Below are 17,660 nucleotides of genomic sequence, written 5' to 3'. Positions count from 1 at the left end.
AAAACAACTTCACAAGATAATCAAAAAGTAAGAATGATAGAACTTATTTTGATGGATTTCCATTTCCCAAAGGTGGATTCATGGTATATTCTTATTAAAGTTTCACATTCTCTGCTTTTCAAAAAAATAATACACAAAAAAAGGGTTTTGTATAAATTTATAAGACGAAACATATACCTTTGTATCCCATAAGTAAAATAGAGTCTTTTTAGTACTTATGGCTTCTGCTAAATATATCTTTGTAACCGGAGGGGTAACCTCATCATTAGGAAAAGGAATAATCTCCGCATCTCTCGCGAAACTGCTTCAGTCCAGAGGATTTTCCGTCACCATTCAAAAATTTGATCCCTATATTAATATAGATCCGGGGACGCTTAATCCTTATGAACATGGCGAATGCTATGTAACTGAGGATGGAGCTGAAACTGACCTGGATCTAGGTCATTATGAGAGGTTTTTGAATATCAATACTTCTCAGGCAAATAATGTCACTACCGGAAGAATTTACCATAATGTAATTTCGAAAGAAAGAGAAGGGGCATTTTTAGGAAAGACCGTTCAGGTTATTCCACACATCACCGATGAGATCAAAAGAAATTTTCTTGCTTTAGGAGAAAAAGGGAATTATGACATTGTCATTACAGAAATAGGTGGATGCGTGGGCGATATTGAATCTCTTCCTTTTATTGAGGCTGTAAGGCAATTAAGATGGGATCTTGGCCCTCACGATACACTCGTGATACACCTTACCCTGGTTCCATACCTAAAAACAGCAGGAGAATTAAAAACCAAGCCGACACAACATTCTGTAAAACAACTTTCTGAATCAGGAATTCAGCCGGATATACTTGTTTGTCGCTCAGAACATCCAATCCCTGCGGAAATCAGAAAGAAGCTTGCTCTGTTTTGCAACGTAAATGTTAACTCAGTAATTGAATCACTTGATGCTGAAACGATTTACGATGTTCCTTTATTAATGAAAAAGGAAAAACTGGACGAAAGAGTGTTAACCAAGCTGAAACTTCCACATAAAGGAGAAGCTCAAATCGATACCTGGAAAGATTTTCTCGGGAAACTGAAAAATACTACCCATGAAGTCCAGATTGGTCTTGTAGGAAAATATGTAGAATTACCTGACGCTTATAAATCTATTGCAGAAGCATTTGTACATTCGGGTGCAGAAAATGAATGTAAGGTAAAAATCAAATGGATTCAGTCAGAACATCTTACTGCCGAAACTATTCCGTCTGTTTTAGGTAATCTTGATGGGGTATTAGTGGCACCTGGATTCGGAGAAAGAGGAATTGAAGGGAAAATTCAAGCCGTAAAATTTGCCAGAGAAAACCATATTCCATTCTTTGGTATATGTCTTGGAATGCAATGCGCAGCTATCGAATTTGCAAGAAATGTTGTGGGAATTAAAGACGCAGCATCTGCAGAATTAGACAAAAAGACTCCAAACCCTGTAATCGACATGATGGAATCTCAGAAAAACGTCACTAAAAAAGGCGGAACTATGAGATTGGGAGCTTATCCTTGTGAAATTACTAAAGGAAGTAAAGCTTATCATGTATATGGTAAAACCAAAATTACCGAAAGACACAGACACAGGTATGAATTTAACAACAAGTACCTGAAACAGTTTGAAAAAGCAGGGATGATTGCATCCGGAATAAATCCGGATACTGGTCTGGTAGAAATTATAGAATTAAAGGATCACAGATTTTATATAGGTACACAGTTCCACCCAGAGTTGAAAAGTACAGTGTTAAATCCACATCCGCTGTTTGTTAAGTTTGTAAAAGCAGCTATTGAGTTTTCAAAAGAAAAGGAGTCTAAAACAGAATAATAACCGAAAATATTTTTAGATAATTAATAATTTAAGATGGATAAGAATCAGGTTACGGGGATAGTGTTAATTACTGCCATGATGTTACTGTACTTTATGTACTTCGGGCAAAAAGATAAACCCCAACCAAACGCACAACAACAACAATCAACTCAGGTCATTCTCAAAAAATCAGAAGCGGAACTTCCTGATTCAGTAAAACAACAGCAATTAAAAGCTGCATACGGGGAGCTTGCCAATCTGGCTTCCGGAGAAGAAAAAGATGTTGTAGCTGAAAATAAAGACATTAAGGTTACCTTTTCTTCAAAAGGCGGAAAAATCAAAAGTGTGCTTTTAAAACACTACCTGACCGATCAGAAAAAACCTTTATATCTTCTTAATGAAGATAACAGCAATATCTCCCTACTGGCTACATCTAAAACGGGAAATCTTGACTTATCAACTTTATTTTATCAAGCTGAAACTCAAAAGGCAGGAGATACAACAAAGGTAATTTTCAAGGCTACTTTATCTCCGGGAAATGCTATTTCCCAAACCTACTCTATTGCCCCTGATGGTTACCTTGTTAACTATGACCTGAAATTTGACGGCATGAATGGCATTCTGTTAAACCAGCCTGTAGTTTTTGACTGGAGAGCAGATGCTCCAAAAGTAGAATATGACCTGAAACAAAGTAGAATTACTACTTCAGTAAATTATTATACAGTAAAAGATGGCTTTGACCATCTTAAAGAAACCTCAGATGATCCGGAAAGTGCTACATTAAGCGAACCGATTAAATGGGTTTCTATGAAGCAAAAATTCTTCAATGCCGGATTTATTGCAGAGAATGAATTTTCAAACGGAGCCGTTAAAAGCCATGTAAAACAAGGTGACACTACAAGTCTGAAACACCTGGAAGCTTCGGTAGCATTACCTTATAATGATCTGACTTCTGGTAAAGGAAAATACAAATTCTATTTCGGACCAAATCATTATCAGACACTTAAAGCTGTTCCAGCACCAGATTATGACAAAAATGTGTACCTCGGCTGGCCTGTCATCAACCTGATTAATAGATTCATAGTAATTCCTGTATTTAACTTCTTCGAGTCATTTATAGGTAATTACGGAGTCATCATCATCATTCTGGTATTTTTGCTGAAAGCAATATTGTTGCCGCTTAGCTACAAGTCTTATATCTCTACGGCCAAGATGAAGGTTCTTAAGCCTGAAATTGATGAAATAAAGGAAAGAAACGGAGATGATATGCAGAAAGTACAGGCAGAGCAAATGCAACTCTATCAGAAAGTAGGAATCAATCCTATAAGCGGATGTATTCCGGTTCTTTTGCAAACTCCTATCCTTCTTGCGATGTTCAACTTTTTTCCGAATTCAATAGAGCTAAGACAGGAGCCATTCTTATGGGCACACGATCTTTCCACTTACGATTCTATATTCTCATGGAACACACATATTTGGGGGCTTAGCGATACCTATGGAAATCACTTCAGTTTATTTACCTTCCTGATGACCATCTCTACCCTGCTCTTAACCTGGGTAAACAATCAGGTAAGTACTGTTACTGGTCCTATGAAATCCGTTTCATACATCATGCCGGTAGTATTTATGTTTGTCCTTAACTCCTTCCCTGCAGGTCTGAGTTTTTATTACCTTGTTTCAAACCTTGTTTCTATCGGACAGCAATTTATCATCAAAAGATTTGTTGATGAAGACAAAATCAGAGGTGTATTAGATGAAAACAGAAAGAAATTTGCGACCACAGGAGGAAAAAAATCTAAATGGATGCAGAGAGTTGAGGAAGCAATGAAGGCCAGAGAAGAAGAAATTAAGAAGAAGAAGAAATAATAAAGCTAAAAGCTTAAAGCGGAAAGCGGAAAGCGGAAAGTTTTAAAAGCAAAAAGTCAAAACCTGAGGTTTTGACTTTTTGCTTTCAGCCTTCTGCTTTACGCTTTTCGATATTTTAACTCTCTAACATCCAACAATCTCCCACTTATCCACATCCTTTCCACAGCCCACAAGTGCAAAATATGTGTATAATAAAATAAACAATTATCTTACCTGCATTTCATTTTATCTTAATTTTAAAAATCACTTTCCCAGAAATTTTGAAAATATACTGGATTGAATGTCTTTTAAAATTTGAGAAAGTATAAATTTTGAAATAAAATTGATGTTTATTCGTCAACCGGTTAGTAAAAGCTTCGTTTGGAGAGATACCGGATTAAAAAACGACATTATTTTCGAAGCGTAAAATGCTCGTTCAGCCTGGCTTTCTTAACCAAAGAGAATCAATCGATTAAAGGACAGACAAATATCTGAAATTTAAATTGATCACCTAAAGCAAAAATAATTGCACAATGAGGCGAAAAAGCGTTAATTTTATTGGAAATAGGAGATTCAGTTAAACTTAATTATTTTAATTTAAATGGGTAAAATCATTGCAATTGCCAATCAAAAAGGTGGAGTAGGTAAAACCACAACCGCTATCAACCTGGCTGCCAGTCTTGCAGCTTTGGAATTTAAGACCCTATTGGTAGACGCTGATCCTCAGGCTAATTCAACCTCAGGATTAAGTTTTAACCCAAAGACAATTGAAAAAAGTATTTACGAGTGCATGGTAGACGGAATAAATGCTGATGAGCTGATTCTTAACACCAATGTAGCATATCTGGACCTCCTTCCTGCTCACATCGATCTTGTAGGTGCTGAAGTAGAGATGATCAGCCTTGATCATAGAGAGCAAAAGATGAAAGAATCTTTAAAAAACGCAAAAGAGAGATACGATTACATAGTTATAGATTGCTCACCGTCCCTTGGTCTTATCACGGTAAATGCCTTGACTGCTGCAGATTCTATTCTAGTACCTGTTCAGTGTGAGTATTTTGCACTTGAAGGATTAGGAAAACTTCTTAATACGATTAAGATTATCCAGACCAGACTTAATACTGCACTTGAGATCGAGGGAATTCTTCTTACTATGTATGATCCAAGGGTTAGATTATCAAACCAGGTAGTGGAAGAAGTTAAAAATCACTTCCAGCACCTGGTGTTTGAGACCATTATCCCTAGAAATATTAAACTCAGTGAATCTCCAAGTTTTGGATTACCTGTTATAGCTCACGATGCTGAAAGTAAAGGAGCTATCAGTTACCTGAACCTTGCTCAGGAGATTCTTGAAAGAAATAAAGTAGCATTAAGTTAATTACCCGTTTTCAATGAACGATAAGAAACCGCAGATACCTGCAAAAAAGAGTGTTTTGGGAAGAGGTCTGGGAGCTCTGCTTCAGGATTCCGATACCGCAAAACCCGAAAAAACAGTAGAGGTAGTAGTAGAAAGAGCACCGGAAAGTGCAATCAACGAAATTCCTGTTGACAGCATTGAAGTCAACCCTTATCAGCCTAGAACGCATTTTGATCAGGAAGCCCTTCAGGAGCTTTCTGAATCTATAAAGGTTCAAGGCATTATTCAGCCAATTACAGTAAGACAACTTTCTCCTGGCAAATATCAGTTGATTTCCGGAGAAAGAAGGCTTCAGGCTACCAGACTTGCCCAGATTCCTAAAATAACTGCCTATATCAGAACTGCCAATGACCAGCAAATGCTGGAAATGGCTCTTATTGAAAATATTCAGAGAGAAAACCTTAATGCACTTGAAATTGCTTTAAGCTATCAAAGATTAATTTCTGAATGCAGTCTAAAGCAGGAAGAACTTGGAGACCGCGTGGGGAAAAACAGAACCACGGTAACCAATTATTTAAGACTTCTGAAACTTCCACCAGACATTCAGGCAGCTGTAAGAGACAATAGAATTTCAATGGGGCACGCCAGAGCCTTAATTACTATTGAAAGAATTGATGATCAGCTAAGCATTTTCAAAAAAATTCTGGAAGAAGAATTATCGGTTAGAAAAACTGAGGATCTGGTAAGGTCAATATCGCAGCCTTCTTCACAGGCAAAAGTTTCAGAATCGAAAAGTGAAGACAAAAAGACTTATTTCAATCCGGAAATAGTCCATATACAGACAAAATTGTCTACACATTTCGGAACAAAAATCAATATTAATTGTGATAAACAAAACAAAGGCGAAATTAAGATCCCATTTGTAAATGCTGATGATTTAAATCGGATATTAGATATATTAAATTTTTAGATATGATATTAAAGCTGGTAAGACCCATTGTATTAATAACCGTCATAACTTTTTTTAATACAATGGGGGCCACAGCCCAGAATGATTCCCTTTCTCAGGCACCCGTAAAGACTAAAACAAAACCCAAACACAATTACCGACCAGGAAGAGCAGCGTTGCTTTCCACTGTACTTCCCGGAGCCGGACAGTTTTACAATCGCAGATATTGGAAACCTCCAATCTTATATGCTGGGGCCGCTGCACTTATTTATTGGATAAACTTCAACTCAACGGAGTATAACAAATTCAATACAGCTTATGCCAGTAGGGTTGCTTTCAGGGCAAATGACACTACTAATGCTTTCACTCAGGTAGGAACGCCATATGAGGACTTCAGTGATAATGAATTAAAAGTAACGAGAGATGCTTACAGAAGAGATCTTGAGTTCTCTATTATTATATCTACGGCAGTTTATGCTTTGAACATTGTAGATGCATATGTAGACGCCCACCTGAGGCAGTTTGACATTAATGAAGATATTTCTTTATCTGTACATCCGCTTTTATATTCCTATAATTATTCCCAATTTGCAGGAGGAATAAAGTTAAACTTTACTATAAAATAAATGAGAATTTTACTTTTGGGCTATGGCAAAATGGGAAAAACCATTGAGCAGATTGCCATAAGTCGTAACCACACTGCTCCCTTCAAAATCGATCTTGAGAACTACAGTTCTCTTTCTTCAATAACCAAAGATCAGGTTGACGTTGCTATTGAATTTACACAGCCAGAAAGCGCATATAACAACGTTAAATACTGCATAGAACAAGGTATACCCGTGGTTTGCGGAACGACTGGTTGGCTTGAAAAGAAAAAAGAGCTGGAAGAACTTTGCAGAAAAAATGGTAGTGCTTTCTTCTATGCTTCAAATTTTAGTGTGGGAGTTAATTTATTCTTTCATCTAAATAATATTCTTGCCAAGATAATGAATCCTTTTCCTGAATATGAAGTGAGTATGGAAGAGATTCATCACAAACAAAAGCTTGATGCTCCAAGCGGAACTGCAATTACCTTGGCAGAAGGTATTATCGATGCTACTCCAAAAATCAATAACTGGGTAAATCAACCGACCAAAGAAAAGAATTTATTAGGGATTACATCAAAAAGACTTGATGCGGTACCGGGCACTCATACTGTTTATTATAATTCACCCGTTGATACTATTGAAATAACCCATACAGCGCATTCACGCGAAGGATTTGCAAAAGGTGCTGTTGTGGCTGCTGAATGGCTTGTAGGTAAAAAAGGTGTTTTCGGCATGGATGATATGCTAAAAATCAATTACTAAAAGGAGATAATTATTTTTTAATAAATCATATAAGGTATGAATTTAAAATTCTGGGAAAAGAAAAAAGAACCACAAAAAAAGAAATCCAAAAGCAGAGAATGGGTTGACGCAATTGTATTTGCAGTTGTTGCTGCTACCCTTATCAGATGGATTTTCATGGAAGCTTTTACTATCCCTACTCCTTCCATGGAAAAATCATTACTAGTTGGTGATTTTCTCTTTGTAAGTAAATTTCACTACGGAGCAAGAACTCCTAAAACTCCTTTACAGATGCCACTTACGCATCAGAAAATTTGGGGAACTGAAATACCTTCTTACCTGGACTGGATTCAACTCCCTCAATATAGGCTTCCGGGCATCAGCGAGGTTAAAAATAATGATGTGGTAGTATTTAACTGGCCACCGGAAGAAGGTTATCCAACGGACCTGAAGACCAATTATATCAAAAGATGTATTGCTATCGGAGGAGATACCATAACCCTTAAAAAAGCAAAAGTTTTTGTTAATGGTAAACCTGTTACTGATCCTCCTAAATCTCAATACAGATATTTTATGGAAACTCCGGAGGTATTCTCTTCAAAAGAGTTCAGAAAATTTGGAGTTACTGAATATCAGCCTGTGCAAAATGGTTTCTATATCTTTACCACAGAGGAGCAAGCTAATATATTTAAAGGTTTTCAAGGAATTAAAAGTGTAGAGCCGATCATCAGACCTGCAGGAGATCCTGAACCGAGAATATTCCCAAATTCTTCTAAATTTATATGGAACGAGGACAACTTCGGACCTCTTTGGGTACCTAAAGAAGGAGCTACCATCCAACTGACACCTGACAACATAATTCTGTACGGAACCACGATCAAAAATTACGAGAACCTGGAAGATGTGAGATTAGAGGATGACAAGTTGTTTATCGATGGTAAAGAAGCTAAAGAATACACCTTCAAGCAGAATTACTATTTCATGATGGGAGACAACAGACACAACTCTTTGGACTCCAGATACTGGGGTTTTGTACCGGCTGACCATATTGTTGGAAAAGCATTGTTTATCTGGCTTTCACTTGATCAGAACGGAGGCATTACAGATAAGATACGCTGGAACAGATTCTTCAATATTATTAAATAACAAAAAATCCCGGACCTAAAATCCGGGATTTTTTTATGATTTCTTAAATCTCATTCTAAATCCTAAAAATAAGATGCTGTGCTTGTGGATAGAGAGACGCCAGCAGGGCGTCTCTACACTTTAAATTCAGTTTTGCTTTATTCTTAAAAATTATTACTCAAAACTTAGTCCTTACCAATCAATCTCTCGCTTCCCCATCTTTCTTAAATATTCATTTGTTTTACTAAAATGATTGTTTCCAAAGAATCCTCTTTCTGCTGAAAATGGTGATGGGTGGGCAGATTCCAGTACTAAATGCTTTGAACGATCAATTACAATCCCTTTTTTCTGAGCATAAGCTCCCCAAAGTATAAAAACCAAATGTTCCTTTTCCGATGATAAAATCCTAATCACCTCATCTGTAAACTCTTCCCAGCCTTTTTTTTGGTGCGACCCCGCTGTATTAGCCCGAACAGTAAGTGTAGCATTCAACAATAACACTCCCTGTTTTGCCCATCTCTCAAGATTCCCGGATTTTGGCACTGGCTTGCCCAGGTCGCGATTAATTTCTTTAAAAATATTTTTTAAAGAAGGAGGAAGTGCAACATGATCGGCGACAGAAAAACATAACCCATTTGCTTGTCCGGGCCCGTGATAAGGATCTTGTCCGATAATTACAACCTCTACATTATCAAAAACGCACCACTCGAATGCATTAAAAATTTGATTTCCAGGAGGATAAATTGTATGATTTTGCCTTTCTTGTTTTAAAAAGCTAACCAGATTTTTAAAATACGGCTTTTCAAACTCTTTGGAAACTCTTTCCTTCCAGGAAGACTCTATTTTAACGTCCATTTAACTACTTTTTTACTGTCACAATTTAAAATCAGAATATTCAATAGACAAATTGTACTTAATTAATTTTCTATATAGATATTGTCCCGCAGCAATGAGGGCCTTTGATGTAGCGCTAAGAGCCTAAAAGATTTTCAAACAAAATCATTGAATTAAAAAAACTTATCTTTAACTTTAGAGTTAAGAGTCAAAATTTAAAAACTCAGAAAGATATGGTAACAGAAATCACAGATGGTCTTAAAGTCAGCGTGGTTACTTCTTATCAGCCTGAGTATTCCAGCCCTTCTCAATCTCATTTTGTTTTTACATATAAAATCAGGATTGAAAACTTCAGCAACTACACAGTACAATTGCTTAAAAGACATTGGTACATCTATGATGCAAATGGTATTATAAGAGAGGTAGAAGGCGAAGGTGTAGTAGGGCAGCAACCTGTAATAGAGCCAGGCCAGGCTCATGAATATGTTTCAGGTTGTAATCTTAAAACAGAATTGGGAAAAATGAAAGGTTCTTATCTTATGGAAAGAATCGTAGATGGAAAGCAATTTAAAGCTGCTATTCCACAATTTGTAATGGTTGTGCCTTATAAACTAAATTAAATTTCTAACAGAGTACTTTTCAGTGAAGCGTTTTTTCTTTTTTATAATTAGTTATTTAAAATATTTTTTTACTTCCAAAGACGAACATTCAATTCACAGTCCTTTTGTCTTTAATCTTTACAGAGATATCATAAAAAAGAAAAAGCATTATTATGCCTTTGAAGATCTGAATAAGATCCGATACAATCTTTTATCAGATAGAACAGCACTTAAAATTAATGATATGGGAGCTGGATCTAAAGTAAATCAAAGCAAAGAGCGATTTGTCTATGATATTGTAAAAAACTCTGGTAAAAACCCCAAGATTTCGGAATTACTTTTCAGACTGACCAATCATTTTCATCCTTCTATCTTGATTGATCTCGGAACCTCCCTCGGATTAACCACTTTGTATTTATCCAAATCATCTCCGGAAGGCACTATTTACTCATTTGAAGGCTGCCATGAGACCATTGAATATGCTAAAAAACTATTCCAAACCGCCAAATCAGGTAATATCATTACAATAGAGGGAAACATTGACAACACTCTGCCAGCACAATTAGAAATAATCAAAAAAATAGATTTTGCTTATTTTGATGCCAACCACACCTACGAAGCCACAAAAAGGTATTTCGAATTGTGCATCAAAAACATTCATAACGACACACTTTTTATTTTTGATGACATCCACTGGTCATCCGGAATGGAACTTGCCTGGAAGGAGATAACAAAAGACGCCAGAACCGTGGTAACTATTGATCTCTTTGAAATTGGTCTGGTGTTTTTCAGAAAAGAGCAACCGAAACAACACTTTATTTTGAAGCTATAAGCAGAATGCTCAAAGTTAGATTTTATTTACTTTTAGCTTTCTGCTTATAGCTTTCTGCCTTACAATGCTTGCCTCAACCTCACCAGCTTAATCATAAGATCTTCAAGATAATCCAGCTTAAGCATATTCGCTCCATCGGATTTTGCTACACTTGGGTTTGGGTGTGTTTCGATAAACAACCCGTCTGCCCCTACTGCTATCGCCGCTTTTGAAATTGTTTCTATCAACTCTGGCTTTCCTCCTGAAACTCCAGAAGCCTGATTGGGCTGCTGTAGGGAATGTGTGCAATCCATGATAACAGGAACTCCTGTTTCTTTCATAGCAGGAATATTTCTGTAATCTACAACCAGGTCAGTATATCCGAATGAATTACCTCTGTCGGTCAGCATTACTTTATTATTACCGGCATCTTTAATTTTGTCAACTGCAAATTTCATGGCTTCTCCGGAAAGGAATTGTCCTTTTTTTACATTCACAACTTTACCTGTATTCGCAGCTGCAACTAAAAGGTCTGTCTGGCGACAAAGAAAAGCCGGAATCTGCAGAATGTCGACATATTTAGCTGCCAATGCTGCATCATGGCTTTCATGAATATCTGTAACTACAGGCACGCCAAATTTAGCTTTAACCTCTGCCAGGATTTCCAATGCCTTCTCATCCCCTATCCCCATAAAAGAGCCACCTTTAGTTCGATTAGCTTTTTTAAATGAGCTTTTGAAGATATATGGAATTTTAAGTTTTTCAGTAATAGCAATTACTTTTTCAGCTACCTCGAAGACATTTTCTCTGCTTTCTACCACACAAGGACCAGCAATCAGAAAGAAGTTTCCGGAATCAGTATGTTTGATTTCCGGTAAAAAGGATTTGATCATTATAAACTTTTTATTTTTTTATCAGATAAATAAACAACTCCCTGCCTGCACGCGGAGGAATTGAATTATGACAAGTTTCGAAATATTTTATTTCAAAATAAGGACGAAAATAAGAAATATATTCCTCTTTTGTGCCCCCGAAAGGTGGTTTATCAGTATTTAAAGTGTCATTAAAGAGGACACCTACAAGTCTCCCTCCCTTTTTGAGTAACTCTGCCATTTTTGCTGCGTATTCAGGTCTCAGTTTTGGATCCAGGGCACAAAAGAAAGTTTGCTCAATAATAATATCAATTGAATCTTTTAAAAGAAAAAAATCAGCATGCAAAAGCTGCTCTGCCGGAAACTCAGGTATTCTTTTTTTAAAATTCTCCAGGGGAAAAGCGGAAATATCAGCAACAAAAACATTTTTAAACCCGGAACGGAAAACATACTCAGCTTCATGAGCGTTTCCACATCCGGGAACTAAAATGCGGAGATTCTTGTCTTTATCGTCAAGTTGATCAAAGTATTCCTTAATCGGAGTAGTTATATGAGAGGCATCCCAACCAGTGTCGTTGGAAACGTATCTTTGATCCCAAAATTCTTTATTTAGACTCATATCTAGCTGTAATTAACGCCCTTTTTTAAAAAAAAATTGATAAAATTGAATATATAATTAATTTTACAACGTAAACTTTAACAAAAAAGACACCTATTAACCAACAATCATGGCCGAAGTTAACGAACCAAAAGAAACGCAAAAAAGCGGAAGCAAAAAAGGCTTGATCATTGCTTTCATTATTATCTTATTGGCTATCAATGCCGTACAACTTTTTCTCAATATCAACAAAAGCAATGATATTGCAGTAAAGGACCAACAAATTGTTGAAGCAAACGCAAAAATTGACAGCACAACTTCAGAGTTGACCAAAGCAATTGACGACCTGAAATTAAAACAACAGGAGATTGCAAGACTTGGAGGAGACACCGCAACCCTTGGTGAGCAAATCAGGAATCTTGAAGTTGAAAGCGAAAAACTGAAACATGAAAGTGCTGCTAACTACAGCAAATACATTAAAATCAAGAAAGAAATAGATAAGGCAAACCAGATTGCTCGTGAAGCTTCTGCTGAAGTTGACAGACTTAAAGCTCAGCTTGCAGTGGCTGATTCCAGCATTAAAGATTACCAGAATAAAGTGGTAGCCAACCTGGACACTATCAGTAAATTAAAAGTTACCCAAAACGAACTTGCTGAAAAAGTGGCAATAGCCAGTGTATTAAAAGCAGAAAGCTTCCAGATAGATGCGATCACAGCTAAAGGTAAAGTTAAAGACGGTGGTGAGTTTAAAGCAAAAAGCATTGACAAACTAAAAATTTCTTTCTACTTAGGCGACAACAAAGTAGCTAAACAGGAAGGTAAAGAAATCGTTCTTAGAGTAATCGAGCCAGACGGAAGCGCATTGTTTGATGTTGGAACAGGAGGAGGAAGCTTTCAGTTTGAAGGAAAAGAGATTTTTTACACATTGAAACAAGATGTGTTGTTCGACAACAGAAAACCTCAGGTTGTTTTCACCTATGTTAAAGGAAGCGCCTACAAACCTGGAAAACACAATATTGAAGTTTATGCAGAAGGTAATAAAATCGGAGAAGGAAGCTTCTTAGTGAAGTAATTTTTGAGCGGAAAGCTTAAGGCGTAAAGCTAAAAGTATAAAGAGACCCTGACGAGATGATCGTCGGGGTTTGTTGTTTACATACCAGCCAAAACACTATATTTCAAAAACTTACAACAAAAACATCCCTTATAAATAAACCTCTTCCAAAGATTTTTTTGTTTTCCGGTAATTCTCAGTATATTTGCGGTCCTAAAAATTATCATTTTACATAAAAGTAATTATGGAATTAAATAACTACGAGACGGTATTCATTTTAACTCCCGTTTTGTCTGAAGCTCAGATGAAGGATACCGTAGAAAAATTTAAGCAGGTTCTGAAAGATCAGGGTGCTCAAATCATTAACGAGGAGAACTGGGGTCTGAAAAAGCTAGCTTACCCTATTAACCACAAAACTACAGGTTTCTACACGCTTATCGAATTCAACGCGAAGCCTACTACAATCAACACTTTGGAGATTGAGTACAAACGTGATGAGAGAGTGATGAGATTCTTGACTGTATCTCTTGACAAACATGCTGTTGCTTACAACAACAAGAGAAGAAAAGGTGAATTTAAGAAATCAGCTGAAAAACAGGAGGAAAAAGCATAATGACACTAGTAAACGAACCCGTAAACAGAGTTGAGAATCGCAAAAAATATTGCAGATTCAAAAAACTAGGTATCAAATACATCGATTATAAAGATGCTAACTTCCTTCTGAAATTTGTAAACGAGCAAGGTAAAATTTTACCAAGAAGGTTAACAGGTACTAGTCTTAAATTTCAAAGAAAAGTTTCTCAGGCGGTTAAAAGAGCAAGACACCTTGCTTTATTACCTTATGTAACTGATTCACTAAAATAATCTCTTGGATCCATGGAAGTAATATTAAAAGAAGATATAAAAGGATTAGGTTACAAAAATGACCTTGTAAAGGTTAGACCTGGTCACGGCAGAAATTTCCTTATCCCAAAAGGACTTGCTGTTATTGCTAGCGATAGCAACAAAAAAATGCTTCAGGAAAACCTGAAACAAGCTGCTCACAAAGCTGAGAAAATTAAGAAAGATGCTCTTGCACTTTCTGAAAAAATCGGCGCTTTGGTTCTTACTATCCCTGCTAAAGTAGGTGAAAGCGGAAAAATCTTCGGAGCTGTTACAGTTCTTCAGGTTTCTGACGCTCTGAAAGACAAAGGTTTCAATGTTGACAGAAAGAAAATCACTTTCAAATCTGAAGTTAAAGAAGTTGGAGAGTATTCTGCAATCCTTGACCTTCACAAAGAAGTGAAACATGAAGTAAAATTCAAAGTTGTTGCTGGTTAAGCACTAACTTAAAATATTTCAAAATCCCGGGTAGTGCTTATCCGGGATTTTTTATTTTTATACAACCATGAATCTAAGAACTGAATTAACGGTAGAAAATCAGGGATTCACTCTCTCCCATCACTCAGCCATACTCACAGCAGGCTCATGTTTTGCTGAAGTAATTGGAAGCAAACTAAAAAACGCCAAATTCCCAAGTTTGGTCAATCCCTTCGGGACCATTTTTAACCCACTATCACTTTTTTCTTTACTCCAAAACTCAATTGACAATCAATATCTTAGTCAGGATTATTTTATTCAACAAGATGACTTATGGTATAACTACGATTTCCATTCTGACCTCTCTGCTCCTACTAAAAATGAACTTTGGGATAAAATAAGAGTGCAAATCAATGAAACTCATGGCTTTCTTAAAAAGGCAGATTTACTCATCATTACCTTAGGAACTTCCTATATTTACAAACTACTGCCAGATAATAAAGCTGTTGCAAATTGTCATAAAAAACCGTCTTCATACTTCAGTAAAAACCTCCTGACTTCTGATGAAATCATTTCAGCATTTTCAGAAGTCCATCCACAATTCAAAAAATTCAATCCGGGTCTGAAAATTCTATTAACAGTAAGTCCGGTCAGACACATAAAAGATACCATCACCTTAAATTCTGTCAGCAAATCTATTCTGAGGGTAGCGGTACATCTGCTTACTGAAAAATTTAAGGATGTATTTTACTTTCCAGCATATGAACTATTGATGGATGACCTGAGGGATTATCGATTTTATAAAGACGACTTGATTCATCCAACTCCAATGGCTGAAAATTATATCTGGGAAAAATTTTCAGGGTGTTACTTTACAGAAGAAACGAATAGCATATTACTAGAATGGAATCAAATTCAAAAAGCATTATGTCACAAAGCCTTCAATCCTTCTTCCATTGCGCATCAAAAGTTCCTCAGGGATACAATTAATAAGCTGAATAATTTTAAAAATCATTTTTCAGTAGACTCTGAAATCAAGGCTTTGGAAAAACAGCTTTTATGACCCGTTTTCCTTTTTATTTTTGTTAATGGATAAAAGCCATACGGATATGCAGGGAGATACAACAACTAAAAAAGCCAATAAATTGCTTAAGGAAACCAGTCCTTACCTGAAGCAGCATGCATATAATCCTGTGCAATGGCAATCTTGGGGAAATGAAGCATTGGATCAGGCTAAAAAAGAAGATAAACCTATAATAGTCAGTATCGGATATTCATCATGCCACTGGTGCCACGTCATGGAAAGGGAATCTTTTGAAGATGAAGGTGTAGCAGAGATTATGAATGCTGGATTCATTAATATTAAAGTTGACCGTGAAGAAAGACCTGATCTTGATCATATCTATATGGAGGCCATACAGCAGATGAATCTTGGAGGTGGGTGGCCACTGAACGTTTTTCTTACACCTGATGCTAAACCCTTTTTTGGCGGCACTTATTTTCCCCGCGAACAATGGAAGCATGTTTTAAACGAGGTTTTAAAAGCTTTTCAAGATCAGAGAAAGGCACTGGAAGATTCCGCTGATACTTTTACCAATTCTTTGAATGCATCAGAACTGCAAAAGTATGGATTGACAGAAGATCAAACAGATTTCAGCATAGAGGACCTGAATGCAGGCTACAAAGCCATGTCAGCTCAGTTTGATACTACACTGGGAGGTATGGATAAAGAGCCCAAATTTCCTATGCCCACATTGTATTTCTTTCTGCTGAGATACTATCATCTGACAAAGGATGATCTTGCTCTGAGACAATTGGTTCTTACATTAGACGAAATGGCAAAGGGCGGGATCTATGATCAGATTGGCGGTGGCTTTGCAAGGTATTCCACAGATGCGGAGTGGTTTGCTCCTCACTTTGAAAAAATGTTGTGTGATAACGGACAGCTTATGGCGCTGTACTCCGAAGCATACACATTAACTAAAAATACAACCTATAAAGAGGTCGTCCGAGAGACATACGAATGGCTTAAAAGAGAAATGACATCTTCTGAAGGTGGCTTCTATTCAGCATTAGACGCCGATAGTGAAGGTGTAGAAGGAAAGTTTTATACATGGACTTTAGACGAAGTTGAGAAGTTAATTCCCGAAGACATCCTTTTATTAAGAGCTTATTATAACGTCAGCGAAAACGGGAATTGGGAGCACGGCCAGAATATACTATTCAAGGCGGTGACTGATGAAATGATTGCCAAATATTCAGAAATTCCCCTTAATGATCTGAAGACAAAAATTGCACATTGGAAAAAAACTTTGCTACAAGCAAGAAGTAAAAGACCTTCCCCTGGCCTTGATGACAAGATCCTTTCCGGATGGAATGGCATCATGCTAAAAGGACTGACAGAAGCTTACAGAACATTTGATGAAGATGAATATCTTCAACTTGCACTTGCAAATGCAGCTTTTATAAAAAACAAACTCATAAAAAACAAAGTCCTTTTCAGAAACTACAAAGACGGCAAAGCAAGTCAGGAAGGCTTTCTGGAAGACTATGCCTGGGTTATTGATGCATACATTTCTCTTTACCAGGCGACATTTGATGAACAATGGCTCACACTATCTAAGGAACTGACAGAGCATGTTGTGACGCATTTTTATGATGCAGAAGAAAACCTCTTCTATTTCACTTCTGACAATGCGGAGAAATTGATTGCCAGAAAAAAAGAAATTTTCGACAACGTGATTCCTGCATCTAACTCTGTAATGGCCCAAAACTTACAGAAGCTTGGTATCTTACTTGAAAGGTCTGATTTTTGCAACCTTGCAAAAATCATGGCCGCCAAAATGAAAAAACTGATCACAACAGATCCTTCATGGGTTTCCAACTGGGCAAGCCTTGTGACCTCAATGATTGAGCCTACCGCAGAGATTGCCATTTCCGGAAGTGAATACCTGAACTTAAGAAAAGAAATCGATAAGACATTTTATCCTAATAAAATCCTTGCTGGTACAGCATCAAGAAGTGAATTTCCTCTACTGGTCGACCGTCCCGCAACTGGAGATCAGACAAGGATTTTCGTATGCTATAATAATACCTGTCAATGGCCAGTCACCAGCGTTGATGATGCCTGGAAACAGATCAATAAAACTAGTTAATTTATA

Annotated in this window: 18 protein-coding genes; 15 read left to right on the top strand and 3 right to left on the bottom strand. The window is 36.9% G+C overall.

Going from position 1 to position 17,660, the window contains the following annotated elements; translation table 11 throughout:
* Positions 1-217: 217 nt before the first annotated feature.
* The 7 genes from K350_RS0107455 to lepB all read left to right on the top strand — a co-directional run bounded on the left by K350_RS0107455 (position 218) and on the right by lepB (position 8,456).
* Positions 218-1,849 carry a CTP synthase gene (locus tag K350_RS0107455; protein ID WP_028979372.1) on the top strand — a complete coding sequence of 544 codons (1,632 nt, stop codon included), beginning with the start codon at positions 218-220 and terminating at the stop codon, positions 1,847-1,849.
* A 36-nt stretch (positions 1,850-1,885) separates the two neighbouring features.
* Positions 1,886-3,697 (top strand): membrane protein insertase YidC, encoded by a 1,812-nt coding sequence (gene yidC / locus K350_RS0107450; RefSeq protein ID WP_028979371.1) that lies wholly within the window; start codon positions 1,886-1,888, stop codon positions 3,695-3,697.
* Positions 3,698-4,277: 580 nt separating this feature from the next.
* Positions 4,278-5,054 carry a ParA family protein gene (locus K350_RS0107445; protein ID WP_028979370.1) on the top strand — a complete coding sequence of 259 codons (777 nt, stop codon included), beginning with the start codon at positions 4,278-4,280 and terminating at the stop codon, positions 5,052-5,054.
* A gap of 13 nt (positions 5,055-5,067) precedes the next feature.
* Entirely contained in the window at positions 5,068-6,003 is a 936-nt protein-coding gene (locus tag K350_RS0107440) for a ParB/RepB/Spo0J family partition protein (protein ID WP_028979369.1), read from the top strand.
* Positions 6,004-6,005: 2 nt separating this feature from the next.
* A complete protein-coding gene (locus tag K350_RS27845; RefSeq protein WP_051312953.1) occupies positions 6,006-6,608 on the top strand; it encodes a DUF5683 domain-containing protein in 603 nt (200 codons plus the stop codon).
* On the top strand, positions 6,609-7,331 hold the full coding sequence (gene dapB, locus K350_RS0107430) for a 4-hydroxy-tetrahydrodipicolinate reductase (RefSeq protein WP_028979368.1): 723 nt from the start codon (positions 6,609-6,611) through the stop codon (positions 7,329-7,331).
* 36 nt (positions 7,332-7,367) lie between these two features.
* Positions 7,368-8,456 (top strand): signal peptidase I, encoded by a 1,089-nt coding sequence (gene lepB / locus K350_RS0107425; RefSeq protein ID WP_028979367.1) that lies wholly within the window; start codon positions 7,368-7,370, stop codon positions 8,454-8,456.
* Between the two features lie 171 nt (positions 8,457-8,627).
* Here the strand turns inward: lepB and ung are convergent, their stop codons facing one another.
* Entirely contained in the window at positions 8,628-9,290 is a 663-nt protein-coding gene (gene ung / locus K350_RS0107420) for a uracil-DNA glycosylase (RefSeq protein ID WP_028979366.1), read from the bottom strand.
* A 212-nt stretch (positions 9,291-9,502) separates the two neighbouring features.
* Here ung and apaG point away from each other — a divergent pair, with 212 nt between their 5' ends.
* Positions 9,503-9,889: a Co2+/Mg2+ efflux protein ApaG gene (gene apaG / locus K350_RS0107415; protein ID WP_028979365.1), complete on the top strand. Its 387-nt coding sequence runs from the start codon at positions 9,503-9,505 to the stop codon at positions 9,887-9,889.
* A 22-nt stretch (positions 9,890-9,911) separates the two neighbouring features.
* Positions 9,912-10,700: an O-methyltransferase gene (locus tag K350_RS0107410; protein WP_245598566.1), complete on the top strand. Its 789-nt coding sequence runs from the start codon at positions 9,912-9,914 to the stop codon at positions 10,698-10,700.
* Between the two features lie 59 nt (positions 10,701-10,759).
* Here the strand turns inward: K350_RS0107410 and kdsA are convergent, their stop codons facing one another.
* Together kdsA and K350_RS0107400 are read right to left on the bottom strand one after the other, a co-directional pair.
* Positions 10,760-11,572 (bottom strand): 3-deoxy-8-phosphooctulonate synthase, encoded by an 813-nt coding sequence (kdsA, locus tag K350_RS0107405; RefSeq protein ID WP_028979363.1) that lies wholly within the window; start codon positions 11,570-11,572, stop codon positions 10,760-10,762.
* Positions 11,573-11,582: 10 nt separating this feature from the next.
* Positions 11,583-12,170 (bottom strand): methyltransferase domain-containing protein, encoded by a 588-nt coding sequence (locus tag K350_RS0107400; protein WP_028979362.1) that lies wholly within the window; start codon positions 12,168-12,170, stop codon positions 11,583-11,585.
* 109 nt (positions 12,171-12,279) lie between these two features.
* Between K350_RS0107400 and K350_RS0107395 the strand changes: the two genes are divergently transcribed.
* The 6 genes from K350_RS0107395 to K350_RS0107370 all read left to right on the top strand — a co-directional run bounded on the left by K350_RS0107395 (position 12,280) and on the right by K350_RS0107370 (position 17,654).
* Positions 12,280-13,221 carry a hypothetical protein gene (locus K350_RS0107395; protein WP_028979361.1) on the top strand — a complete coding sequence of 314 codons (942 nt, stop codon included), beginning with the start codon at positions 12,280-12,282 and terminating at the stop codon, positions 13,219-13,221.
* 223 nt (positions 13,222-13,444) lie between these two features.
* Entirely contained in the window at positions 13,445-13,813 is a 369-nt protein-coding gene (rpsF, locus tag K350_RS0107390) for a 30S ribosomal protein S6 (protein WP_028979360.1), read from the top strand.
* Positions 13,813-14,064, top strand: coding sequence for a 30S ribosomal protein S18 (rpsR, locus tag K350_RS0107385; RefSeq protein ID WP_028979359.1), 252 nt, complete (start codon positions 13,813-13,815; stop codon positions 14,062-14,064). Before rpsF ends, rpsR begins: the two co-directional genes overlap by 1 nt.
* Positions 14,065-14,076: 12 nt before the next feature.
* Entirely contained in the window at positions 14,077-14,520 is a 444-nt protein-coding gene (gene rplI, locus K350_RS0107380; protein ID WP_028979358.1) for a 50S ribosomal protein L9, read from the top strand.
* A gap of 67 nt (positions 14,521-14,587) precedes the next feature.
* Positions 14,588-15,562: a GSCFA domain-containing protein gene (locus tag K350_RS0107375; protein WP_028979357.1), complete on the top strand. Its 975-nt coding sequence runs from the start codon at positions 14,588-14,590 to the stop codon at positions 15,560-15,562.
* 25 nt (positions 15,563-15,587) lie between these two features.
* Positions 15,588-17,654, top strand: coding sequence for a thioredoxin domain-containing protein (locus K350_RS0107370; RefSeq protein WP_245598552.1), 2,067 nt, complete (start codon positions 15,588-15,590; stop codon positions 17,652-17,654).
* Positions 17,655-17,660 lie beyond the last annotated feature (6 nt).

Origin of the sequence: Sporocytophaga myxococcoides DSM 11118, assembly GCF_000426725.1 — a bacterium.
GTDB classification, from domain to species: Bacteria; Bacteroidota; Bacteroidia; order Cytophagales; family Cytophagaceae; genus Sporocytophaga; species Sporocytophaga myxococcoides.
Note: the sequence above shows the minus strand (reverse complement) of the source record. Positions and strands in the feature narration are given on the sequence as shown.